The organism is Roseovarius sp. MS2, from assembly GCF_051447875.1.
In the GTDB taxonomy this organism is placed as follows: Bacteria; Pseudomonadota; Alphaproteobacteria; order Rhodobacterales; family Rhodobacteraceae; genus Roseovarius; species Roseovarius mucosus_A.
The window spans coordinates 764,659-787,250 of the sequence record NZ_JBKHVF010000001.1; the positions used below are offsets into that span (position 1 = coordinate 764,659).

19 protein-coding genes are annotated in these 22,592 nt (G+C 63.0%); 9 read left to right on the forward strand and 10 right to left on the reverse strand.

Going from position 1 to position 22,592, the window contains the following annotated elements:
• Nucleotides 1–30: 30 nt before the first annotated feature.
• From ACLGGT_RS03860 to ACLGGT_RS03875, 4 genes are all read left to right on the forward strand, one after another.
• Complete coding sequence (locus ACLGGT_RS03860; RefSeq protein ID WP_437195076.1) at nucleotides 31–2,064, forward strand: TRAP transporter permease; 2,034 nt, start codon at nucleotides 31–33, stop codon at nucleotides 2,062–2,064.
• The gene (locus tag ACLGGT_RS03865; protein WP_437195077.1) at nucleotides 2,061–2,732 is read left to right on the forward strand and encodes a class I SAM-dependent methyltransferase; all 672 of its coding nucleotides are present in this window, start codon (nucleotides 2,061–2,063) and stop codon (nucleotides 2,730–2,732) included. Before ACLGGT_RS03860 ends, ACLGGT_RS03865 begins: the two co-directional genes overlap by 4 nt.
• A 76-nt stretch (nucleotides 2,733–2,808) precedes the next feature.
• Nucleotides 2,809–3,516: a DUF484 family protein gene (locus ACLGGT_RS03870; RefSeq protein WP_081507566.1), complete on the forward strand. Its 708-nt coding sequence runs from the start codon at nucleotides 2,809–2,811 to the stop codon at nucleotides 3,514–3,516.
• Nucleotides 3,513–4,433, forward strand: coding sequence for a tyrosine recombinase XerC (locus ACLGGT_RS03875; protein ID WP_219435644.1), 921 nt, complete (start codon nucleotides 3,513–3,515; stop codon nucleotides 4,431–4,433). Before ACLGGT_RS03870 ends, ACLGGT_RS03875 begins: the two co-directional genes overlap by 4 nt.
• A gap of 22 nt (nucleotides 4,434–4,455) precedes the next feature.
• On the opposite strand, the gene ACLGGT_RS03880 is transcribed toward ACLGGT_RS03875, so the two are convergent.
• The 6 genes from ACLGGT_RS03880 to ACLGGT_RS03905 all read right to left on the reverse strand — a co-directional run bounded on the left by ACLGGT_RS03880 (nucleotide 4,456) and on the right by ACLGGT_RS03905 (nucleotide 12,192).
• Entirely contained in the window at nucleotides 4,456–5,664 is a 1,209-nt protein-coding gene (locus ACLGGT_RS03880) for a CpsD/CapB family tyrosine-protein kinase (RefSeq protein WP_437195078.1), read from the reverse strand.
• 166 nt (nucleotides 5,665–5,830) lie between these two features.
• Nucleotides 5,831–7,936, reverse strand: coding sequence for an NAD-dependent epimerase/dehydratase family protein (locus tag ACLGGT_RS03885; protein ID WP_437195079.1), 2,106 nt, complete (start codon nucleotides 7,934–7,936; stop codon nucleotides 5,831–5,833).
• A gap of 11 nt (nucleotides 7,937–7,947) precedes the next feature.
• Complete coding sequence (locus ACLGGT_RS03890; RefSeq protein WP_437195080.1) at nucleotides 7,948–8,907, reverse strand: glycosyltransferase; 960 nt, start codon at nucleotides 8,905–8,907, stop codon at nucleotides 7,948–7,950.
• Nucleotides 8,904–10,151, reverse strand: coding sequence for a glycosyltransferase (locus tag ACLGGT_RS03895; RefSeq protein ID WP_437195081.1), 1,248 nt, complete (start codon nucleotides 10,149–10,151; stop codon nucleotides 8,904–8,906). Before ACLGGT_RS03895 ends, ACLGGT_RS03890 begins: the two co-directional genes overlap by 4 nt.
• Nucleotides 10,148–11,047, reverse strand: a complete 900-nt coding sequence (locus tag ACLGGT_RS03900; RefSeq protein WP_008279372.1) for an NAD-dependent epimerase/dehydratase family protein — start codon at nucleotides 11,045–11,047, stop codon at nucleotides 10,148–10,150. The genes ACLGGT_RS03895 and ACLGGT_RS03900 overlap by 4 nt, the downstream gene beginning before the upstream one ends.
• Nucleotides 11,038–12,192, reverse strand: coding sequence for a Gfo/Idh/MocA family protein (locus tag ACLGGT_RS03905; RefSeq protein ID WP_437195082.1), 1,155 nt, complete (start codon nucleotides 12,190–12,192; stop codon nucleotides 11,038–11,040). The genes ACLGGT_RS03900 and ACLGGT_RS03905 overlap by 10 nt, the downstream gene beginning before the upstream one ends.
• Before the next feature lie 209 nt (nucleotides 12,193–12,401).
• Between ACLGGT_RS03905 and ACLGGT_RS03910 the strand changes: the two genes are divergently transcribed.
• Complete coding sequence (locus tag ACLGGT_RS03910) at nucleotides 12,402–13,151, forward strand: WecB/TagA/CpsF family glycosyltransferase (protein ID WP_437195083.1); 750 nt, start codon at nucleotides 12,402–12,404, stop codon at nucleotides 13,149–13,151.
• Here the strand turns inward: ACLGGT_RS03910 and ACLGGT_RS03915 are convergent.
• The 4 genes from ACLGGT_RS03915 to ACLGGT_RS03930 are packed head-to-tail and all read right to left on the reverse strand — an operon-like array spanning nucleotide 13,105 to nucleotide 17,034.
• Nucleotides 13,105–14,055: a metal ABC transporter permease gene (locus ACLGGT_RS03915; protein ID WP_437195084.1), complete on the reverse strand. Its 951-nt coding sequence runs from the start codon at nucleotides 14,053–14,055 to the stop codon at nucleotides 13,105–13,107. The two genes, ACLGGT_RS03910 and ACLGGT_RS03915, sit on opposite strands and share 47 nt — an antisense overlap.
• Nucleotides 14,055–15,254: a metal ABC transporter permease gene (locus ACLGGT_RS03920; RefSeq protein ID WP_437195085.1), complete on the reverse strand. Its 1,200-nt coding sequence runs from the start codon at nucleotides 15,252–15,254 to the stop codon at nucleotides 14,055–14,057. Before ACLGGT_RS03920 ends, ACLGGT_RS03915 begins: the two co-directional genes overlap by 1 nt.
• A 2-nt stretch (nucleotides 15,255–15,256) precedes the next feature.
• Nucleotides 15,257–16,048: a metal ABC transporter ATP-binding protein gene (locus tag ACLGGT_RS03925; protein ID WP_008279377.1), complete on the reverse strand. Its 792-nt coding sequence runs from the start codon at nucleotides 16,046–16,048 to the stop codon at nucleotides 15,257–15,259.
• A complete protein-coding gene (locus ACLGGT_RS03930; RefSeq protein WP_437197392.1) occupies nucleotides 16,045–17,034 on the reverse strand; it encodes a metal ABC transporter solute-binding protein, Zn/Mn family in 990 nt (329 codons plus the stop codon). Before ACLGGT_RS03930 ends, ACLGGT_RS03925 begins: the two co-directional genes overlap by 4 nt.
• Before the next feature lie 111 nt (nucleotides 17,035–17,145).
• Here ACLGGT_RS03930 and ACLGGT_RS03935 point away from each other — a divergent pair, with 111 nt between their 5' ends.
• From ACLGGT_RS03935 to katG, 4 genes are all read left to right on the forward strand, one after another.
• On the forward strand, nucleotides 17,146–18,789 hold the full coding sequence (locus ACLGGT_RS03935) for a long-chain fatty acid--CoA ligase (RefSeq protein WP_437195086.1): 1,644 nt from the start codon (nucleotides 17,146–17,148) through the stop codon (nucleotides 18,787–18,789).
• A complete protein-coding gene (locus tag ACLGGT_RS03940; RefSeq protein ID WP_437195087.1) occupies nucleotides 18,786–19,808 on the forward strand; it encodes a phosphotransferase family protein in 1,023 nt (340 codons plus the stop codon). Before ACLGGT_RS03935 ends, ACLGGT_RS03940 begins: the two co-directional genes overlap by 4 nt.
• A complete protein-coding gene (locus ACLGGT_RS03945) occupies nucleotides 19,805–20,224 on the forward strand; it encodes a PaaI family thioesterase (RefSeq protein ID WP_008279381.1) in 420 nt (139 codons plus the stop codon). The genes ACLGGT_RS03940 and ACLGGT_RS03945 overlap by 4 nt, the downstream gene beginning before the upstream one ends.
• Before the next feature lie 159 nt (nucleotides 20,225–20,383).
• Nucleotides 20,384–22,549 (forward strand): catalase/peroxidase HPI, encoded by a 2,166-nt coding sequence (katG, locus tag ACLGGT_RS03950; RefSeq protein WP_437195088.1) that lies wholly within the window; start codon nucleotides 20,384–20,386, stop codon nucleotides 22,547–22,549.
• The last annotated feature ends 43 nt before the right edge of the window (nucleotides 22,550–22,592 follow it).

The window sequence follows — 22,592 nt, forward strand, 5'->3', positions numbered from 1 at the left end:
CTTTTCGCCCCCCACAGCAGGACAGACCCTATGGCCGATCCCGACCTCACCGCCGAAGAGCTGCACGAGATCGAACGCAAATACGATCCCGAACTGGCGTTTCGCCCCACCGGGCGCGGCATTGCCATTCTGGTCTCGGTCTGCCTTGTGGCGATGTCGGCCTATCATTTCTACGCCTCGGGCTTTGGCCTTGTGCGCGAAGTGCTGCACCGGGGCATTCACCTGTCCTTCGTGTTGGGCCTCGTGTTCCTGCTCTTTTCATGGCGGCGCAGCGCCAGCACCGCCTTGCCCGCGTCAACATGGTATCGGATTTCCGGCGTGCCGCTTCTCGATCTGGTTTTTGCAATCATGGCGGTGGCGGCGGCGATGTACCTGCCTCTCTTACCCCCTGCCGCGCTCTCGGTCCGGGTTGGCAACCCTTCAGAGCTGGATGTGCTGATGGGCACGGCCCTTTTTGTGCTGACGCTCGAGGCTACGCGCCGCTCAGTCGGTCCGACCCTGCCGATCATCGCACTTGTGTTTGTGGCCTTCGCCATTTTCGGCCCCTACGCCCCCGGCGCGCTCAAACATGGCGGGGCCAGTTGGGAAGGGTTGATCAATCACCTCTACATGACCAACCAAGGCATCTACGGCATCGCCATCGGTGTGATGGCGCAATATGTGTTCCTCTTCATCCTCTTTGGCGTGCTGGCCACGCGCATCGGCCTTGGCCAGTTGTTCATCGACCTCGCGATGGTCATCGCTGGCCGTTACGCCGGTGGCCCGGCAAAGGTGGCGATCTTTTCCTCGGCCTTCATGGGGACCATCTCAGGCTCGTCCATCGCCAATACCGTGACCACCGGCGCGCTCACCATCCCGGCGATGAAGCGCGTGGGCTATCCCGCCCATTTTGCAGGCGCGGTCGAGGCCACTTCGTCGACCGGCGGCCAGATCACCCCACCGATTTTGGGCGCAGCAGCCTTTATCATGGTGGAATATCTGGAAATACCGCTGCGTGACATTCTGGCGGCGGCCCTTTTCCCGGCCATGCTGCACTATTTCGGCATCTTCATCATGGTGCATCTTGAGGCGCGCAAGCTGGGCCTGCGCGGATTGCGCGCCGATGAACTGCCCAAGGCGGGTTTGGTGCTGCGCCAGCATTGGCTGTCGATCATCCCACTTGCCATACTTGTCTACCTGATCCTCAGCGGCAAGACGCCCGATTTCGCCGCTGTCTATGGCATCATCGCCTGTGTCGTGGTGGGCATTCTCAACCCGGTCAATCGGTTGACGCTGCGCGACCTGTGGCAGGCCTTGGCGGACGGCGCGCGCAACACGCTGGCTGTGGGGGCCGCCGCCGCCACGGTGGGCGTGGTCGTCGGCGTTGTCACCCTCACCGGCGTCGGCTTTCGTCTGGGCTATGTGGTGGTGCAAACCGCAACCGACATGGGCGCAATGCTCAGCGAAATGTGGTTGCTCAGTTACTTCACCCTGCAACAATGGGCGCTCTTTGTTTCGCTCATCCTGATCGCGGTATCCTGCATCATCATGGGCGCAGGGATTCCAACGACAGCCACATATATCATCCTTGTGGCGGTCGCAGCGCCTGCCCTCGCGCAGTTGCAGGTCGAGCCACTGGTGGCGCATTTCTTTGTCTTCTACTACGGCGTTCTGGCCGACATCACACCCCCTGTGGCGCTTGCGGCCTATGCGGCGGCAGGCATCGCCGGGGCCAATCCGTTTCGCACTGGCAACACCGCGTTTCGTCTCGGCATCGCCAAGGCGCTGGTGCCTTTCGTGTTTGTCTATTCACCCGCTCTCTTGCTGGTGACGGATGGGTTCACATGGTCCGCCTTTTCCATCACCTTGATAGGCGCGATGTTGGGGATTGGCGGGCTCGGAGCGGCCTTTTCCGGTTATCTGCTTGCCCCGATGCGCGGATGGGAACGTTGGGCCGTCGGGCTGACCTCGCTTCTCTTTATCGCGCCCGGGCTTACGACCATGGCAATTGGCCTCTTGCTCTGGTCACCCATCCTCGTCTTGCAATGGCGCAAAGCGCGCCTCAGCGCGGCCTTGCCCCAATGAAACCGCCACAAAACCCCTATGACGTGGACGGGTTTCACGCCGAGGCGATTGCCGCCGGGCGGCATCGCGACGTGGTGGGCGGACGGTGGGAAGAAACCGGGCGGGTGCAGATGACGCTTTTGCGCGATGCGGGCCTCTTGCCGCATCATCACCTGCTGGACATCGGCGCAGGATCATTGCGGCTGGGATGTAAGGCGGTGCCCTATCTCGAGCCGGGGCATTACTGGGCCACGGATACCTCACGCGCCCTTATGCTCGCAGGGCATGCGGCAGAGCTGACAGACCCCGCACGCCTCAGCCCCGGTCACCTGATCGAAGATACCCGGTTCGACTATCCCGGCGTGCCGGGGTGCATCACCCATGCCATAGCGTTTGCGGTGTTCCCGCATCTGCCCATGGCGCATCTGCGGCGCGCGCTGACCAATCTGCGCCGCTTTGACCGGCTCGAGGCGTTTTTCTTTACCGTCTTCCTTGCCCCGGACGCCACGCATGCCGCCACAGCTTATCGTCAACCGGACGGCGTTGTGACCCATGACACCCGCCCGCCCTATCACATCCTGCCCGAGGATGTGGACCATATGGCCCATGTCACCGGCTGGCAGGCGGCGCGCAGCCCCCTGCGCCTGCCGCGCGGTCAGGTGCTCTATACCGCGCGGCCGATCCGTTGACTTGCCGCCGCTGCATTTTCTTGCGGCATATTATTTTTGCATCTGTTAAGGTGCTGCAAACCCGAAAGAGGTCGGAATGAGCAGCAAGCCCGAAATGAATGATGCCCTGCGCGAACATATCATCGCGCAACCCGATCTGATCCTCGAGGATCAAGATCTGATGCGTGCCCTGATCGCCGCCAACGAGCGGGCGATGGGCGGCAATATCGTGGACCTGCGCGGCATTGCGATGGATAGGCTCGAAGCGCGGCTTGACCGGCTTGAAGACACGCATCGCTCGGTGATCGCGGCGGCTTATGAAAACCTTGCGGGCACCAATCAGGTGCATCGCGCCATCTTGCGCATGCTTGACCCCGTCGAATTTGAAACCTTCCTACGGGATCTTGGCGGCGAAGTGGCGCATATCCTGCGGGTGGACGCCGTGCGCCTCGTGCTCGAATCCGTGCAAAATGACAGCGACCCTGCGGTGCGCCGTCTCGGCGATGTTTTGTCGGTCGCTGAACCCGGCTTTATCAGATCCTATCTCATCGGCAGTCGCGATGTGCCCGCGCGTCAGGTGACCCTGCGTCAGATTGAGGAGGGTGACATGCGCGTCTATGGCCGCGAGGCACCCTATCTGCGCTCCGAGGCGTGCCTATTGCTCGATTTCGGTGCAGACCGTCTGCCCGGCATGCTCGCCATGGGCGCCGAAGACCCGCATCAGTTCAGCCCGCAACAGGGCACGGATTTGTTGGCCTTTTTCGCGGGAGTTTTCGAGCGCACCATGCGCCGCTGGCTGTCATGATCTCAGAGGCCGCCCGCGACGCGCTGTCGACATGGCTGGCCACGCAAAAGGCGCTCAAGGGGGCCGCCGCCAATACAATTGATGCCTATGCGCGCGATGTTGGCGACTTCCTGCGCTTCATGACACTGCACAATGGCGAAACACAGGGCTTGGGCGCGCTCTCTCGCATCACCACCTCTGACATGCGGGCCTGGATGGCCCATACCCGTGGCGGCGATGTCGGGCCTCGCTCGCTCGCGCGCAAACTCTCGGCGGTCAAGAGTTTCTATCGCTGGCTGTCCGAGCGCGAAGGGTTTGAACCAACCGCCGTTCTCGCAACACGTTCGCCGAAATTCCAGCGCAAATTACCCCGCCCCCTTTCGCCCGAAGCAGCATCGGACATGATCAATACGCTCGACGCGCAGAGCCTCACGCCATGGATCGCCGCGCGGGATCAGGCGGTCGTGACCCTGCTCTATGGCTGCGGGTTGCGGATATCCGAAGCGCTGAGCCTAACCGGCGCAGACCTGCCGCTCGGGTCGGTTTTGCGCATAATTGGCAAAGGCGGCAAGGAACGGCTGGTGCCGGTGATCGAGCCTGCCCGCGCGGCGGTGGCACAGTATGCCCGCCTCTGCCCCTATGACATCCCTCGCAATGGCCCACTTTTCTTGGGCGCACGCGGCGGTGCGCTTAGCCCGCGCCTGATCCAGAAGGTCATGGAACAGGCCCGCGCGCAGCTTGGCCTGCCCGCCACCGCCACGCCCCACGCCATGCGCCACAGCTTTGCAACGCATCTTTTGAATGCGGGTGGCGACCTACGCGCCATTCAGGAACTTTTGGGGCATGCCTCGCTCTCGACCACACAGGCCTATACGGGCGTTGACACCGCCCGACTGATGGAGGTCTACGCCCGCGCTCATCCGCAGGGGGGCGGGTAGCGCCGGCATCACTTGGCCCCGATCAATACCCGTATTTCGCGATGCTCTCACCCTCGGCCCGGTTCATAACCACGCCCAAGAGCGGCGTATCCGAACCAAACCGCGCCTTCACATCGCGGATATGCTGCGCGGTCGTGCGACCGCCGCCAACCACGATCAGCACCCCGTCAAATTGCGGGCGGAACCCCAATACATCGTCGTAATAGAGTGCGGGCGGCATATCGAAAATCACCACATCCGGGGCAAGGTGGTGATACATATCCTGCAACACCTCGCCGGTTTCCGGCGCATGCAGAATTTCGGCGGCATAGGGCTCTGCCCGGTCGTTGAGACCCATGGCGAGGGTTTGACCGATATTGAGCAGGTTATCCTCAGGACAGGTCAGAAAGCGTTGCAACGGGATATCCCCGCTAAGAAACCCGGCCATGCGACCGGGATCGGGCTGGCCAAGGGTTTGGGCCAGCGAGGGGCGCCGCAGATCCATATCCATCAGAACGGTGCGCACACTTGATTGCCGCGACAGGCTGATCGCGAGATTGGCCGCAACAAAGGATTTGCCGCAATCGGGCGTGGGCGAGGTGATGGCAACCCGATGCCAGCCATGGGCGCGCAGCGCCGCCAAGAGTTTGGTGCGCAGCACGTCAAAGGCCACATGCGCAGGATCCTCACGCGTGGCGGAAATGAGCCGGTGCTTGGCCAGATGTTTGGGATCAAGCACGACACGGCGCAAGGCAGGCCAAAGCAAGGCTGCGGGGCGCGAGTCTGCCGGGGCCTCCAAAGCGGCCAAAGCAACCGGCTCAGGCTCAGGCTCAGGCTCAGGCTCAGGCTCAGGCTCAGGCTCAGGCTCAGGCTCAGGCTCAGGCTCAGGCTCAGGCTCAGGCTCAGGCTCAGGCTCAGGCTCAGGCTCAGGCTCAGGCTCAGGCTCAGGCTCAGGCTCAGGCTCAGGCTCAGGCTCAGGCTCAGGCTCAGGCTCAGGCTCAGGCTCAGGCTCAGGCTCAGGCTCAGGCTCAGGCTCAGGCTCAGGCTCAGGCTCAGGCTCAGGCTCAGGCTCAGGCTCAGGCTCAGGAATGTTCAACGATTCGGGGCTTAGGGCAAGCGGCGCCTCTTCTTCTGTCGGCTCCGCCACTGGCATTTCAGGGAAATGCGCCGCGTTCTCTTCTGCCTCAGCCTCTAGCGCGGCCCGGCGCGCAGCGCGGCGCCGCATATATTCTTCATGTCGCGTAAGGCTCATGACCACATCCCACGGCACAGCCCCGCGCCAACGCGCGCGCCTGTGTATCTGCTAAGGATGGCCTGTCCTGCCATTGCAAGGTCTCCTGCCCGTTGGAACGGGTATGCCCAGAGATTCCGGCAACAATGCGACCAAAACCGCAGGATTATATGCCCCATCTCCTTGTTCAGAACCCAATCAGCCCGGCACGGTCCACGGCCTCTTGCAAGAATTCTTCGCGGTTCGACACCGGTTTCCAGCCCAACAGCGCCTTGGGCTTAGCGTTGTCGAACTGCGCGTAATGCGCCCGCGATTGCCAGTCGCGCAACGAGGCCCGGATCACACCGGGGCGGCGCAGGGCATAGGTCTTGAGCGCCGATTTGACCGCATCCGCCGCCCACATCGCCGTCAGATTGCCCGAACTCACGCGAATTCCCGCACCCAACCGCATATGGATGGCATTAAAGTATGTGCGCGCTGTCAGGGGAACATCGCCGACGAGGTTAAAGGAGTGCCCCGGCGCGGCCACACTTTCGCCCATGCGGATCAGCGCGTCGGAAACGTCGCCGATCAGAACGAAAGGCAGGGGGTTATCCCCCGTCCCCCAAAGCCGCACAGCACCCGCCCCATGCCAACGCCCAATGCCCCAATGTTGCAACGGACCGCCATGCCCCACCACAATACCCGGTCGTGCGATGGTCAGTGGCAGGCCGTGATCACGCTGCATCTCCAAAAGCCGCCGCTCGCATTCCGCTTTGGAGCGGGCGTAGAGATTGCGGTCGGTCATATCCTGCGCGAAGGGCGTCGATTCGGTGATGACCGTCTGCGGGTTGGACATGTCATAAGAGGCAATCGTGCCGGTATAGACGAACCGCCTGACCCCCGCAGCCAGTGCTGCGCGCGCAATACGGTCCGATACGGCAACGTCATTGTCCAGACAGTCCTCCCATGTGGTGCCAAGCGCGCGGGCGAGGTTGTAAACGACGTTGATCCCCTCCATCGCGCGGCACAGCCCTGCCTCATCGCGCAAAGACACCGCGCAGGTCTCGACAGTCTCGGGAAGGTCGTCAAACGGGCCATGCGCACCGCGCGACAGCACCCGCACATCCTGCCCGCGCGCCACCAAGGCGCGCGTCAGGTCACGCCCCAGAAATCCCGTGCCACCGATCACCAACGCCGTGGGCTTTGGATTGCGTTGCGCCTTGGGCGGTACCCATGTCTCGCGGCCCCGATTGGGCATCACCGCAAGAGCCGCATCAATCGCACGCATGACACCCTCTGCGGCCATGCCATCAAACCGCGGATCAAGCGGCTTACCCTCGCGAATGGCAGTGTAAAACGCCTCAAATGTGCCAACAAACCCAAGCGCATAGGGTGATTTGCGATTGAGCGATCCGATCTGGCGCGCCGCATTGCCCACACCTTCGCGCAGGTGGCCCCAAGCAGCGCCCATCTGGCGCAAGAACGGGTTGAGCACCAGATCAGCGGTGTTCTCATGGGTTACAGTCAGCACATCGGCGGCGTAATCCAACCGCGCAAGACCCGAAGACCCGCGTAGCGTGACAGAACGATCATCAACGCTCTCAATCAATTGCAGGTTAAAGGCGATATCAACGCCGCCCGCCTCTGCCGTGATCCGCCAGCTTTGCGGTCGTATGCCGGCCCCCGGTAGGGTCACAGGCTTGCCCAGATAGACCCCGGAAACTGTGACTGAACCAAAAAGGTCATGCGCAAAGGCAAAGAGATGCGGCCCAAGCTCTAACAACAGATTACGAGGTTCGCGCAAGAGCCAGAGACCATAAGGGCCAGAGCGCAAAGGGGCCAATGGCAAGGCCCAAGTGATCTCGGCGCTGGAAATACGACCCAAGTCGCCGCGCCCGATCTGCGCCTTGAGGCGTTGATAGCCGGGCAGCCCAAGGAAATTGTGCCCGGCGGCAAAATGGCGGTTTGCCGCCCGTGCAACACTGGCAATCCCGGCGGTCTCTTCGCCCGAGAGAGCCACCGGCTTTTCCACCAGCACATGCAGCCCCGCCGCCAGACATTTGCGTGCCAGCACCGCATGGCTATCGGGAGGCGTAAGGATATGCACCGCCTCGACCGCGCCGCTTGCAATCATGTCATCGAGCGCGGCAAAGGCCCGCGCCCCATGCGCAGCAGCCAAGGCCTCGGCGGCGGAGGTCGACAGATCACAAACCGCCGCCAGCCGCGCACCCGGCGTCAGCTTGAGCGCCTCGGCATGCCAGCCCGCGATATAGCCCGCGCCAATGAGACCTACGTTGATTGCTTTACTCATCACAGGTTTCCTTATTTATACTCGATAATTTGCATCGTCGCGCCGCGCCATTTGCGCAGCTTGTAGGTCAGCATGCCGATCAGATTTGGAAATTTGGACAGGCTGAGGAAAATCGCCTGATGCAGCGCGCTTCGCGTGTCCATCCCCGAGGTGCGCAGCCCCTGCACCGTCTTGGCATAGGACATCGCATAGGCCGACAAAACGCCGACCAGCAATGGAAACCAGAAAAGCCCTGCCACCGCCAGCAAAGGCAGGGCCAGCCCATAAACCCAGACCCGCGTGCGTTCCCGCGCAAAGTAGCCGGGGTGCAATTCTCCCACCTGAGCAAAGCCATGCCCCGAGCGCACCGCCCGCTGCCACCATTGGCCAAACGTCCGCATCGCAGCATCGTGCCGGGTCATCGGTTCGGCCAAGCGGATCAGCCGCCAACCCGCCTTGCGCAGACGTTGGCAGAATTCTTCATCCTCAGAAGCGATGATTGTGCCGTCAAAGCCGCCAACACCTTGAAAGGCTGAGACCCGCAGCAACATATCGCCGCCGCAGGCTGTGATCTCACCCGCAGGCCGGTGCCATTCGTGATCGCACAGCGCATTGTAGACCGAGGCCTCAGGGTAGATTTCCGACCGCCAGCCGGTGACAAGGCCGATGCTGTCATCCGCCATCAGCGCCGCCGCAGCCCGGTCGATCCAGCCCGGCACCACGATGCAATCGCCGTCGATGAATTGCACCGCGTCGGGCAGGTCTGGGGACAGTGCGGCAAAGCCCGCGTTGCGTGCCCGCGCCGCGGTAAAGGGCATCATTGTATCCAATTCGACCACCTCAGCCCCCGCCGCGCGTGCCGCCGCCACGCTGTCATCGGTTGAGCCGCTGTCGACATAGACCAACCGCAGCCCCTGCCCGCTGAGCGACGCAAGGCTCGCCTCCAATCGCGCGCCTTCATTGCGGCCAATCAGGACAACGGCGATTCTCATTCTTGCCCCTCCGGTCTGAGGTGTTTGGGGGGCACGCCCTCTGCATACCCCTCAAAGAGAGCAGCCATCCATGCCGCCTCGATGTCCGAGGCGAATTCGGCTTGCACCCGTGCGCGCCCAGCCACGCCCATATCGCGGCACAGATGGGCATCATAGAGAAGTCGCCCAATCGCCATGCGCAGGGCATGAGCATCACCCGGCGGCACCAAAAGACCGCTGACCCCATCCTCGACCAGCTCTGGCACGCCTGCAATGCGGGTTGTCACGACCGGCACCCGCGCCGCCATCGCCTCCATCAATACGACTGGCACGCCTTCGGCAAAGCTGGGCAGGATCAAGGCCGTCGCCGTTTGCAGCAGATCCGCCACCTCGGCCTGTGACCGATAGCCCGCAAACGTGATCCGCGATGTCAGGCCCATTTCGCGGGCGCGCCGCTCTAGTTTGCTGCGCTCTGGCCCATCCCCCACCAACGTCAGATGCAGCGCGGGATGATCAGCGCTCAGATCACGCACCGCGTCCAGCAGCATCGGAACGCCCTTAACCCCCGCCAGCCGCCCCACAAACAAAAGCTGCGCCGGTTCAGGCATAGCAGGGCGCTCATACCGCGCCGGATCAACACCGCAATGGACGATATGCAGCTTGCCCCAATGCTCCGGATCGGAAAACGCCATGGCCTGAGAGCGGGCGAAATGGCTGATACAGGCGACGAAACGCGCGCGCGCAATCTTTTCATCCAGCCGCCAGCGATAGGGCTCATAGAAAATATCCGGCCCGTGCAGCGTGAAACTATAAGGAATACCCGACATTTCCGACATGAGCATCGCCACGGTGCAGCTGGATTTGGCGATATGATTGTGCAGATGCGTCAGCCCACGGGCGCGCAGATGCTCCGCCAGAACGGCGGCTTCGGCAAGATAGATGAACTGGTAAAGCGTGGCCTTGATCCCGCCGGGGCTGGTGCGCCATGCCAAACGCAGCGCGCGCAGCCATGCCCCCGGCCTGCGCCACGCCGCCAGATGCGCCGCGATCAGATGCCGGGGCGAAAGGGCGGATTCGAGGACATGAAATGTTCCCAAGGCCTCGGTCTTCTGCTCGGGTCCGGTGTGATGCTCTGGCCCCGTGCGCCGGATCGAGCATGTCTCGACCGTGAGCCCCTGCGCGCGCAGGGCCGCCACTTCGCGCTGGATAAAGGTATCGGTGGCGCGGGGATATTCGCCGGTCAGATAGGCGATGCGCAAGCTCATGTGGCGGCCTTTGTTGCGCGCAGAAACGCGGTGTCGAAATCATCCTGCGGCACCCAACCAAGCGCCAGTTCTGCCGCCGCGATATCATAGCGGAGCGGCCGCATGCGCGCACGCAGCACTGCGGGGCGCAAGAGCCCCGGCCGCCGCGCACCCAAAGGCGAAAGCAACCACGCCAAAGGCAGAATAAGCCGCCAGTTGAGCGGCACCACATGGCGCGGCCAGCCCGTGCGCCGCAGGGCGGCCACATACCGCGCCCGCGTCGGCAGGTCCGCGCCCAGAATATTGAGCGCGCGCCCCTCGCCCGGTGCCTCTGCAGCCAATGCAAAGGCGCGGGCACAATCGGCCAAAGAGACAACCGGCACCTCACCGCCCTGCTCCATCAGGATCAAGGCGCTGCCGATACCCGGCCCCAAATGGGCATTCATCACCCGCCCCGGTCCAAGGATCGCACCGGGGCGCAAGATGGTGTGCCGCAGACCACTCTCGCGCAACATCGCCTCTTGCGCCAGCTTGGCACGGGCATAGGCATCACGCTGCTCAGGGTGGTCTTCCAGAGGCGTCGCCTCGGTGACAACGCCCATTGCATCGGCGCTATAGACTGCGATCGAACTCGACAGCACCAGACGCGGCGGCAGGGGCTGTGCCTGCATCGCCGCAATGAGGCGGCGTGTGGCGTTCAGCGTGTCACTGGTTTGCACCGCCCAATCGCCCGAGAGCGCCCCGGCCAGATGAATCACGCAATCAACGTCCTCGAAAAACCCGCCCAGATCATCCGTCGCCAGATCGACATCGGCGCGCGTTAGGCCGCGCACCGCATGCCCGCGCGCACGCGCTTCGGCCATAACCGCGCGGCCCAAAAACCCGCCTGCCCCCGTCACGATCAGGTTCAGACCCATGAGGCAACCTCCATCGGGGCGCAGCGGCTTTCGATCTCGACCACACCGGTTGGACCCTGAAGCGCCAGTGTCACCTCGGTCAGATGCAGCGCCATGGCATTCGTCAGCCGACAGGCCCGCCGCTCGGCCAGTGCCTTTAGCATCTCTGCGGGGCCGAGGGCGAAATTCATCGACGCCGCCCCCCACCGCCCCACCTTGGGATGCGAGGGCCCACGCGCGCGGATGCGCCGCCCGATCGGATGCTCGATCAGCCTGCGCCGCAAGGTGAACCGCCGGTAAAACCGCACTGCCGCAGCATTGTCCCAGACTTCACGCACCTGAAGCACACCCTTGTCGCCAAAGATACGTAAACGGTGATCATGACTGCCCACAATTGAGCAGGTCAGCCGTGTCACCGGGCCATTTTCAAAGAAAAGCGTGGCCACCGAAACATCAGGCGCACCGCTCGCGCCGGGTTTGTCAGGGATCACCTCGGCAGAGGCAGACACGACCCGCGTGACACTGCCGAACATCGCGATGAGCCAACTGAGCACATAGCCTGCATGCTCCAGCGTGCAGCCAACCGCGAATTCATCGGCATGGGGCCACGCCGCGCCACTTTCGCTCTGCCATTTGGCGTAGGGGGCTTGCGGGATAAAGCCATCATCCATCTCGGCATAGATCAGTCGGGGCGTGCCCGCCACACCGCGCCGCACGGCTCCAATCAGCACCTGCGCTGCCTCGCCCAACAAGGACGAGGGCGCAGAAGCCAGCATGAGGCCGCGCGCCTCCGCCAGATCATGCAGCGCGCGGGCCTGCGCCAATTCCAGTGTCAGCGGCTTTTCGCACCAGACGTGATGGCCCGCCTCCAGACAGGTGCGGCTCACGGCAAAATGCGCCGCAGGGTTGGTGAGGTTCAGCACGACATCGCCGGGGCTAAGCCGCGCCAAGAGGCTCTCAAGCGTTGGCGCACGCGCAATGCCCCAATGCGCTGCAAACGTCGCGATACGGGCTTCGTCATGGTCATGGGCGGCGACCACGGCAATCTCGGGATGGGCCGCGAGCGAGCGCATATAGAGATCGGCAACGAATCCGCACCCCACCAGCGCCACACGCCCCAGCTTTGCCTCTCGGCTGCTGTTCCCTTTGCCCTGTGCCTGCATCATTGCCCCTGTATCTCGGCCTTCGGTTAATCACAGGATCATGGCGAGAATCTGACCATTTCCCTACAGTTTCAAGCCTTTGCGAGCCCATGATGCAGCGCGGGCACAGTCGCCCTTCGCAGCGCCGCGAAAGCCGCGCAATTTCGCCCTAGTGACACCAAGACCTGCGGTTCATATAGCATCAAACGCCGCGACTGTCGCAGGGGGATCGGGTGGAATTTCGCATTCAGGATGAGGTGATACGCATCGCGCCCCGCGATGCCTCGCGTCTGTTGTCGGTCCTCAGAGATCGGTTTCGTGCCCGGCGCGGCTTTGCTCTGGCGACGCTGAACCTCGATCATCTGGTGAAACTGCGCCACGATTCCGCGTTTCTGGCGGCCTATTTACGGCATGATCTGGTGGTTGCCGATGGCAATCCGGTGGTGTGGTTGTCACGCCTTGCGGGGCGTCCCGTCGGGCTGGTGCCGGGCGCGGATATGGTGGTGCCCATGACGCGGCTGGCGGCAGAGGCCGGGGCAAGCGTGGCCCTTGTCGGCAGCACAGAGGCAGCCTTGCACGCCGCCGGAGAGGGGCTTTGTGACCGTGTGCCGGGGCTGGTGATTGCCGCACGCATCGCGCCGCCGATGGGGTTTGATCCGTTGGGCACGCAAGGGACAGAGGTGATTGCCGCGCTGCGCGCCTCGGGCGCGGGGCTGTGCCTTTTGGCGCTTGGCGCACCCAAACAAGAGATTTTCGCCGCCCGCGCCCACGCCGCACTGCCGCATATGGGATTTGCCAGCATCGGTGCCGGTCTTGATTTCATCGCAGGCGTGCAACCCCGCGCGCCCCTTTGGGCGCGGCGTCTGGCGCTCGAATGGCTATGGCGGATGCTGTCCAGCCCACGTCGGTTGGTGCCGCGCTATGCACGCTGCGCGGCTATTCTGCCGGGACTGATGGTTGCGGCGTGGCGCCTGCGCGGCTGACACTGCGCCGCCGTGGCCCCCAGAGTGCGGCCCCCCCCAGGATCACGCCCGAGACCGTGGCGATCATCCCCGCCGCACTGACCGCGTTGTCATAGCCCAGCCAGAGCGGGCCATAGCCCGCCAGCACATAGCCCAAGACCGCCGATAGCGTGGCAAACCCTACGCTCCACGCCACTTGCCGACCCAGCCGGTCTGTCATCAGCCGGGCGCTTGCGGGCGGGCAGATGAACATCGCAATCACGATGATTGAGCCCACCGCGTCAAACGCCGCCACCGCCGCCAATGCCGCCACCGCAACAAGCGCCAGCCCCAAAATAGCCGTTGGGATGCCCATGGCGCGGGCAAACCCCTCGTCAAAGGTTGCAATCACAAGTGGCCGCCACAGCACCGCGATAAAGAGCGTCGTGCAGATCAGCACCGCCACCATACGGCCCAATTCGGGCGGCAAACCCGCCAAAGCCGCGGGATCGGTCAGCGCGCCCCAACCATAGCCATCCAGCCAGATCAGGCTTTCTAGATTGCCATAAAGCGCATGTTGAACATCGAGATGCACGCCGGACGCAGCACTTTGTTCCAAGAGCAGCACACCGCCCGCGAACATGGCAGTAAAAACCACGCCCATCGCCGCCCCCGGCTCGATCCGGCCGAGACGACGGATCGCCTCGATAAGGATCACAGCCACCAATGCCGCAGCCGCAGCCCCCAGCATCATAGGCCCGGTGGCGACCATGCCGGTCACCAGGAATCCGGCCACGATCCCCGGTAAAACCACATGGCTGATCGCATCACCGATCAGCGCCTGCCGCCGCAACAGCAGGAAATTCCCCGGCAGCGCACAGGCCACCGCCGCTGCAATGCCGATCAGCAGTGGCGCGAGCGACAGCATGACGAAATCCTGCCCCATCACACCGCCCCCTCTGGCCAAAGCCTCCGGTCGAGTGCGGCGATCTGATCGCCCGTCAACACCTCGTCCAATGGGGTCAGACCATCATACCGCGCTGCCGCTGCCTCGAACGCCGGGTCCGAGCGCAGGATTTGCCAACGCCGCTCATCCAGCCGCGCCCGCGCCGCCATTGCACGCCCTGCCTCGGTCGCAACTCCATCGGCGCGCGCCAGACCCGCGCGGCGCATCAATCGCAGCGTCAGCGGCTCATAGACCGGCTGCCCCGCCGCCAGCGCCAAGAGACCTTGGCGCAGATGCACCCGCCGCTGGAACCGCAGATGCCGCAGCGCCGCTGCCAGCACACCGCGACCCGGCGCCATCAAGAGCGACAGCACGAAAAGCGCAAAGGCCGCCAGCACAATCAGCGGCCCGGTGGGCAGGTCGGGTGCCGTAGCGGAAAACGCCGCGCCGAGATAGCCAGCAACCCCGCCAACCGCGCCCGCGATCATCACCACATGGCCTGCGCGTTCCGACCAGAACCGCGCCGCCACCGGCGGGATGATCAAGAGCGCCACGATAAGCACAAGTCCCACCACCTTGAGCCCGGTCACGGTAATGGCCAGCGCCAGCCCCATCATCGCCAGATCGACACGCGCAAGCCGCATCCCCTGACCCACAGCATAGTCCGGATCAAAGGCCACCAGGATCATGGGCCGATGCAAGAGCCGCACCAGCGCCAGAACCACGACACCGCCAGCAGCAATCGTCAGCGCCTCATCGCGCAGCATGCCCGCGGTAGCGCCCAACAAAAAGGTTTCCAGACCCGCCTGCCGCCCCGCATCCATCACCTGCACCACCGTCAGCAGGACCACGCCAAAACCAAAGAACACCGACAGCACCGCGCCAATCGCGGCATCCTCATGCAACCGCGTGCGCGTTGTCAGCCATGTCACCGCCAAAAGACCAAGCACCGCCGACAGCGCCGCCCCCAGCATCAGACCGGGCAAAAACCGGCCCTCGCCACCCAGCGCCACCATCACCATGAACCCCAGCACGACACCGGGCAGCGTGGCATGGCTAATGGCATCAGAGACCAGCGCGCGCTTGCCCAGATAGAGATAGGTGCCCGTCGCGCCCGCGCCCACGCCCAGCATGGCAGCGCCCAGCGTGACCAGCGTGGCGTTATAACCCAGTTGCAGCGTGAGCGCGTCCCAGAGCATGCTCAGCCCGCCGCCGCCCCACCCATCTGCGCCAGCGCCAACCGTCCGCCATAGGCGGCTTGCAAATGATCGGGGGTAAACACCTCGGCCACCGGCCCTTCGGCAATGGCGGTGGTGTTGATGAGAAACACGCGGTCGAAATATTCGGCCACCGTGGCCAGATCGTGATGTACGGCAATCACCGTCTTGCCTTCGGCCCTGAGGCCATGCAGCACGGCGATGATTGCCTTTTCCGTTGCGGCATCGACCCCGGCAAAGGGTTCGTCCAGCAGATAAAGATCCGCCTGCTGCGCCAAGGCGCGCGCCAGAAACACCCGCTGTTGCTGCCCACCCGAGAGCTGCCCGATCTGGCGATGCGCAAAGCCCTGCATGCCAACTCGGTCGAGACAGGCCATGGCCCGAGCGCGGTGGCTGGCCCGTACCCGGCCCAAGAGACCCAATTCGCGGGCCAGCCCCATCATCACCACATCGAGCACACGGGCCGGAAAATCCCAATCCACGCTGGCGCGCTGCGGCACATAAGCAATCTGCGCGCGCCGCTCTTGCAGCGGACGCCCAAGGCTTGTGACCTGTCCAGACAGAGGCCGGATGATCCCAAGCGCGGCCTTGAGTAGCGTCGACTTGCCTGCGCCATTAGGGCCGACAATCGCCGTCATCTGGCTTGGGTGAAAATTGACGTCAACGGAAAAAACCGCAGGCTTCTCACCATAGGACACGGTTAGCCCCCGGATCGATAGCGGGCTGTCGGTATTGGGCGCGGGCCGTGTTCCGACCAGTTCCAATGGCATGATCATCCCCCTGCCGACAGATTGCCATCCATGCCCCGTGCTGGGGCAGCGCCGCCAAGGGCATTGGCAATGGTTGTCACATTATGGTCAATCATGCCCAGATAGCTACCCTCATAGGTGCCCGGCGTACCCATGGCATCCGAGAACAGCTCGCCGCCGATGATCACCTCATGTCCCTCGGCCGCAGCACCTTCGATCAAGGCACGGATATTACGATCCGACACGGTGCTTTCGACGAACACTGCGCGGATTTCACGACTGACCAGCAGATCGACCAGATCACGGATGCGCGCCAGACCGGCCTCAGATTCCGTGGACAGCCCCTGAATGCCCTCCACCTGATACCCATAGGCCCGGCCAAAATATCCGAATGCGTCATGCGCCGTGACCAGCACGCGCGCAGGCTCAGGCACAGAAGCAAGCGCGCCAGTGGCGTAGTTGCCCAATCGCGCCAGTGCTTCTTTGTAGCGCGCGGCATTGCCGGCAAAGAAATCCGCATCCTCGGGCCGTTCGGCGCTCAGCGCCTCGGCGATGCGATCCACAACAGAGGCCCACAACTCTGGCACCATCCAGACATGGGGATCAAAGCGCCCCTCGTAATCCTCATGCGCGATGCGCGCGGCCATGGGCACCGCCTCGCCCACCGGGACAACGGGCGAACGGGCGGCGAGTTTCAGCAAAAACTCTTCCATCTGCGCCTCAAGATAGAGGCCATGCCAGAGCACCAGATCGGCGCGCGCGAGGGCAGCGATATCGCTGCGGGTCTGACGATAGGAATGCGGATCAATCCCCGGCCCCATCAGGGCCCGCACCGCAACCCGGTCGCCGCCCACGACCCGCGCGGCATCGGCGATCATGCCGGTGGTGGCAACCACCTCGAGCGGGGCGGTTTGGGCGAATGCAGGGCGTGAGGCAAATACTGCCGCGCCAATCGCTAGGCCAAGCGCGCGGCGGCGGGTCAGAGACGGAAAGGCTGTGATATGATGTGACATGAGAATGAATATGAGAACTATTCGCAACAAGTCAAGGGCTCCTCCGGCCCGATTGATCCCCCTCTGCTTTCATGCCACCGTCGCGGCTGAGGCACGAAGGAGGGAACCACCATGCAGGGTCAGATGATGCATCGGCCGCTCAGGATCATAGACATCCTGTTGCACGCCGCCGAAGCGCATGCCACCGAAGGCATCGTATCCGCACGGGTTGAAGGTGACCTGCACCGCCAGAGCTATCCGCAAACGCTGGCGCGGGTGGCGCAACTTGCGCAGGCTCTGACCGCATTGGGCGTTGAACCGGGCGACCGGGTTGCCACCTTGGCATGGAACGGCCACCGACATTTTGAGCTCTACTACGGGGTCTCCGGCATCGGTGCGGTGTGCCATACGCTTAATCCGCGCCTCTCGCATGAGCAATTGCTTTACATCATCGCCCATGCCGATGACCGGCTCTTGTTCCTTGATCTTTCCTTTGTGCCGCTGATCGAGGCGATCTTGCCTGATCTACCACAGGGTCTGCGTTTCGTGATCCTGACCGACCGCGCCCATATGCCGGACTGCTCTTTTGACGCGCTCTGCTACGAGGATTTGCTGGCCGCGCAGCCGCCCGATTTTGACTGGCCCACCTTCCCCGAGGATACAGCCGCCGGTCTTTGCTACACCTCTGGCACCACAGGCAATCCCAAGGGCGCGCTCTACACGCACCGCTCTACTCTGCTGCATGCGTTGCAAGTGCCGCTTTGCCAGACCTCCAGTTTTCGCGCGGGGGCGCGTGTGTTGCCGGTGGTGCCGCTCTTTCATGTCAACGCTTGGGGTCTGCCCTATGTGGCGCCGCTCACGGGGATGACACTTGTGATGCCGGGGCCAAATCTGGACGGTGCCAGCCTTTTTCGCCTCATGGAGGCCGAAGGTGTCTATTCCGCTTGGGGGGTGCCAACCGTCTGGGCGGGGCTGCTGGCGGAGATCAAGGCACAGGGCCGCATTCCTTCCGGCTTTGCTGATCTGGTGGTCGGCGGATCGGCCATGCCGCGCGTGATGATCGAAGCTTATGAGACGCGCGGCGTCATTGTCTCACAGGCGTGGGGCATGACCGAAACCAGCCCGATTGGGGCCTATGGCGTGCTGTCCCCCGCGCAGCAAACGGCACCGCTGCCAGAGAGGATCACCGCCAAATGCTGTGCAGGGCGGCGGCTTTTTGGGGTAGATTACAAGATCGTCGATGATGCTGGCCAACGCCTGCCGCATGACGGACAGGCGGCAGGCGAGCTATACATACGCGGCAACACTGTGATCAGCGGCTATTTCAACAACCCCGAGGCCACCCGCGCCGCGATGGATAGCGAGGGTTGGTTCGGCACCGGCGATGTCGCCTCGGTCAGTCCCGAGGGGCGGCTCACGATCCGCGACCGCTCAAAGGATCTGGTGAAATCGGGGGGCGAATGGATCAGCTCGATTGATCTGGAAAACGCCGCCCTCTCGCATCCCGGCATCGCTGCCTGCGCGGTGATCGCCGTGCCGCATCCGAAATGGGACGAGCGGCCAGTTTTAGTGGCGGTCGCCACGGGTGCAGAGCGCCCCACACTGGCCGATGTCTGCACCCATATGGCATCGCATTTCGCCAAGTGGCAATTGCCCGATGATCTGCTGTGGGTCGAGGCCCTGCCAATGACCGCCACCGGCAAGGTCTCGAAACTGACACTGCGCGACCAGTTCGCCGATTACATCCACCCCGACATTCGCAGGGACGGCGCATGAGCGGTCTTGACACAGACGCCGTCGCGGCATGGCTTGCCGCGCATTTGCCGGGCTTTGCCGGGCCGCTCACGGCGCAGAAATTCAGCGGCGGGCAATCCAACCCGACCTATCGTCTCATAACGCCCACGCGCAGTTACGTCCTGCGTCGCAAACCGCCCGGCGTTCTGTTGAAATCCGCCCACGCGGTCGAGCGGGAATTTCGCGTGCAACGCGCGTTGCAGGACACATCGGTTCCTGTCGCCCGCATGCACATCCTGTGCGAGGATGAAAGCATCATCGGCACGCCCTTCTACATCATGGACGAGGTCAAAGGCCGCAGCTTTGACGCCCCCGCGATGCCCGGTCTCACCCCGCCCGAACGCCACGCTATCCTAGACGAGATGAACCACGTTCTGGCCGCCATCCATGACGTTGATCTCGTGCAAACCGGCCTTACAGACTATGGCCCGTCCGGCAATTACTACCGCCGGCAGGTGGACCGCTGGTGCGCGCAATATACCGCCACAGCAACCGATGACCTGCCCGAGATGACCGCCCTTATGGCCTGGCTCGATGCGCATATCCCTGAAGATGACGGGCAACGCACGCTGGTGCATGGCGACTACCGCCTCGACAATCTGCTTTTTGCGCCCCATGGCACCGCGTGCGTTGCCGTGCTGGATTGGGAGCTGTCGACCCTTGGCCACCCCTACGCCGACCTTGCCGCCGTGATCATGCAATGGTCGATGCCTGCAACCGCAGAGGGGCGCGGGCTGGCGGGAGAAGACCGCGCCGCCCTTGGCCTCTGGTCGGATGCAGAGTTCATCGCCCGCTATTGCGAAAGACGCGGGATTGCGCCCATTGAGGGGTTCCATTTCTACCTCGCCTTCAGCTATTTCCGCATGGCGGCCATCCTGCAAGGCGTCAAAAGACGCGCACTGGATGGCAACGCCTCTGACCCCGCGCGCGGTCTGCGTCTTGGGGAGTATGTGCCCGAATTCGCCCGCGCGGGCCTCTTTGCGACCAAGGACAAGATATGACGCAAGACATAGACCCAAACCTGCTTGAACCACCCTCTGCGCTGCAAACCCATCTTGGGTATCGCCTGATTGCCTGGTCCACAGATTTTGCGCGGATCGAACTGCCGCTAGAGCCATTCCTGATGAACCGTCAGGGGCTGCCGCATGGCGGCATCCACGCCACGCTGCTCGATACCGCCATGGGCTTTTGCGGCTGCTACACCGGCGACCCGGCGCGGCAACAGATGGCTCTGACCCTGTCGCTCACGGTCAATTATCTGGGGCAGGCCAAAGGCACGCGGCTCGTTGCCGAGGCCCGCCGAACGGGCGGCGGCAAATCGACCTATTTCGCAGAAGGCATTGTGCGGGATGACAACGGTACGCATATCGCAACCGGTACAGGCGTATTCCGGCTGCGGCGGGATCAGGTTCAATAATCAGTAGTTATGGTTACAGTTAGTAAATCCAATTATTAATTATTGAACGCATCTGTTACACGACCCGAGGATAACGCGCGTGGCCACTGGAATCGGTCGCATTCTGATCGGCGCAACCAGACCACTCACCAACGACAACGATCTAGGTAGGAGACGAAAATGGACGGTAACAACATCGGCAAATGCCCGGTCATGCACGGCAGCGTGACAGAAACAGGCACCAGCGTCATGGATTGGTGGCCCAAATCCCTCAATCTCGACATCCTGCATCAGCACGACCAGAAAACCAATCCGCTCGGCGCAGACTTCAACTATGCCGAAGAGGTCAAGAAACTTGACTTCGAGGCCGTCAAGGCCGACGTCAAGGCGCTGATGACCGACAGCCAGGATTGGTGGCCCGCCGATTGGGGCCATTACGGCGGCTTGATGATCCGTCTCGCCTGGCACTCGGCTGGTTCTTATCGTCTGGCCGATGGTCGCGGTGGCGGTGGCCATGGCAATATCCGCTTTGCTCCGCTGAACAGCTGGCCGGACAACGGCAACCTCGACAAGGCGCGCCGCATTCTCTGGCCGGTCAAAAAGAAATACGGCAACAAGCTGAGCTGGGCCGACCTGATCCTGCTCGCGGGCAACATGGCGTACGAATCCATGGGCCTCAAAACCTATGGCTTTTCCTTTGGTCGTGAAGACATCTGGCACCCCGAAAAGGACACCTACTGGGGCGCGGAAAAGGAATGGTTGGCGCCGAGTGACACCCGCTATGAAAGCGTCGAAAACCCGGCCACGATGGAAAACCCCCTCGCCGCTGTGCAGATGGGCCTGATCTATGTGAACCCCGAGGGCGTGAACGGCCAACCCGATCCGCTGGCGACCGCCGGTCAGGTGCGCGAAACCTTTGCCCGCATGGCGATGAATGACGAAGAAACCGCGGCACTGACCTGTGGTGGTCACACCGTTGGCAAGGCGCATGGCAATGGCGATGCGTCGACATTGGGGGCAGAGCCTGAAGCGGCAGACGTCGAAAATCAGGGCTTTGGCTGGGTCAACCCGAACCTGGGCGGCAAAGCCACCAATGCCGTGACCTCTGGCATTGAAGGGGCCTGGACCACACACCCAACCAAGTGGGACATGGGATATTTCAAACTGCTGTTCGGCTATGACTGGGAACTCACCAAATCCCCGGCGGGCGCGCAGCAGTGGCAGCCCATCGACATCAAGGAAGAGGACATGCCGGTTGATGCGACCGACCCGTCCAAGCGCGTCATGCCGATGATGACCGATGCCGATATGGCGATGAAAATGGATCCGGCCTATCGCGCCATCTGCGAAAAATTCATGGCTGACCCGGCCTATTTCGACGATTGCTTTGGTCGCGCGTGGTTCAAGCTGACACACCGTGACCTCGGACCGCGGACCCGCTACATCGGACCGGACGCCCCCAAAGAGGATCTGATCTGGCAAGATCCGATTCCGGCAGGGTCGACCGGCTACGATGTCGCCGCCGTCAAGGCAAAGATCGCCGCAAGCGGTCTGAGCCTGTCGGATATGGTCGCCACCGCATGGGACAGTGCCCGCACCTTCCGCAACTCTGACCTGCGCGGCGGTGCCAATGGCGCACGCATCCGTCTTGCCCCGCAAAAGGATTGGGACGGTAACGAGCCTGACCGTCTGGCACGGGTTCTGGCAACACTTGAACCCATTGCAGCCGAAACCGGGGCGAGCGTGGCGGATGTGATCGTTCTGGCCGGCAATCTCGGGATCGAACAGGCGGCCAAAGCGGGAGGGTATGCCGTTGAGGTGCCGTTTGCCCCCGGTCGCGGCGACGCGACGGCAGAGATGACCGATGCCGCGTCTTTCGAGGTGCTGGAACCGCTGGCCGATGGCTTCCGCAACTGGCTCAAAAAAGACTACATTGTTGCGCCCGAAGAAATGTTGCTCGACCGGGCACAGCTGATGGGGCTCAATGCGCATGAGATGACCTGCCTCATCGGCGGCATGCGGGTTCTGGGCACCAACCACGGCGACACGGCGCATGGCGTGTTTACCGACAAGGTGGGCGCGCTGACCACGGACTTCTTCACCACGCTCACCGACATGAGCTACAAATGGGAGCCGAATGGCGATGGCACCTATAACATCGTAGATCGCAAATCCGGTGCCGTGAAACACACGGCCACCCGCGTCGATCTGGTGTTCGGCTCGAATTCGATCCTGCGCGCCTATGCAGAGGTCTACGCACAGGACGATGCGCCCGAAAAATTCGTGCGCGATTTCGTCGCCGCATGGACCAAGGTGATGAACGCCGACCGTTTCGATCTGGCCTGATCGGACTGAGCATTCCAATCAGAGAGGCGCGGCGAGAAATCGC

Coding starts and splice junctions, on each gene's coding strand:
- ACLGGT_RS03860 (WP_437195076.1), top strand. CDS start 31: ATGGCCGATCCCGACCTCACCGCCGAAGAGCTGCACGAGATCGAACGC.
- ACLGGT_RS03865 (WP_437195077.1), top strand. CDS start 2,061: ATGAAACCGCCACAAAACCCCTATGACGTGGACGGGTTTCACGCCGAG.
- ACLGGT_RS03870 (WP_081507566.1), top strand. CDS start 2,809: ATGAGCAGCAAGCCCGAAATGAATGATGCCCTGCGCGAACATATCATC.
- ACLGGT_RS03875 (WP_219435644.1), top strand. CDS start 3,513: ATGATCTCAGAGGCCGCCCGCGACGCGCTGTCGACATGGCTGGCCACG.
- ACLGGT_RS03880 (WP_437195078.1), bottom strand. CDS start 5,664: ATGAGCCTTACGCGACATGAAGAATATATGCGGCGCCGCGCTGCGCGC.
- ACLGGT_RS03885 (WP_437195079.1), bottom strand. CDS start 7,936: ATGAGTAAAGCAATCAACGTAGGTCTCATTGGCGCGGGCTATATCGCG.
- ACLGGT_RS03890 (WP_437195080.1), bottom strand. CDS start 8,907: ATGAGAATCGCCGTTGTCCTGATTGGCCGCAATGAAGGCGCGCGATTG.
- ACLGGT_RS03895 (WP_437195081.1), bottom strand. CDS start 10,151: ATGAGCTTGCGCATCGCCTATCTGACCGGCGAATATCCCCGCGCCACC.
- ACLGGT_RS03900 (WP_008279372.1), bottom strand. CDS start 11,047: ATGGGTCTGAACCTGATCGTGACGGGGGCAGGCGGGTTTTTGGGCCGC.
- ACLGGT_RS03905 (WP_437195082.1), bottom strand. CDS start 12,192: ATGATGCAGGCACAGGGCAAAGGGAACAGCAGCCGAGAGGCAAAGCTG.
- ACLGGT_RS03915 (WP_437195084.1), bottom strand. CDS start 14,055: ATGGGGCAGGATTTCGTCATGCTGTCGCTCGCGCCACTGCTGATCGGC.
- ACLGGT_RS03920 (WP_437195085.1), bottom strand. CDS start 15,254: ATGCTCTGGGACGCGCTCACGCTGCAACTGGGTTATAACGCCACGCTG.
- ACLGGT_RS03925 (WP_008279377.1), bottom strand. CDS start 16,048: ATGATCATGCCATTGGAACTGGTCGGAACACGGCCCGCGCCCAATACC.
- ACLGGT_RS03930 (WP_437197392.1), bottom strand. CDS start 17,034: ATGTCACATCATATCACAGCCTTTCCGTCTCTGACCCGCCGCCGCGCG.
- ACLGGT_RS03935 (WP_437195086.1), top strand. CDS start 17,146: ATGCAGGGTCAGATGATGCATCGGCCGCTCAGGATCATAGACATCCTG.
- ACLGGT_RS03940 (WP_437195087.1), top strand. CDS start 18,786: ATGAGCGGTCTTGACACAGACGCCGTCGCGGCATGGCTTGCCGCGCAT.
- ACLGGT_RS03945 (WP_008279381.1), top strand. CDS start 19,805: ATGACGCAAGACATAGACCCAAACCTGCTTGAACCACCCTCTGCGCTG.
- katG (WP_437195088.1), top strand. CDS start 20,384: ATGGACGGTAACAACATCGGCAAATGCCCGGTCATGCACGGCAGCGTG.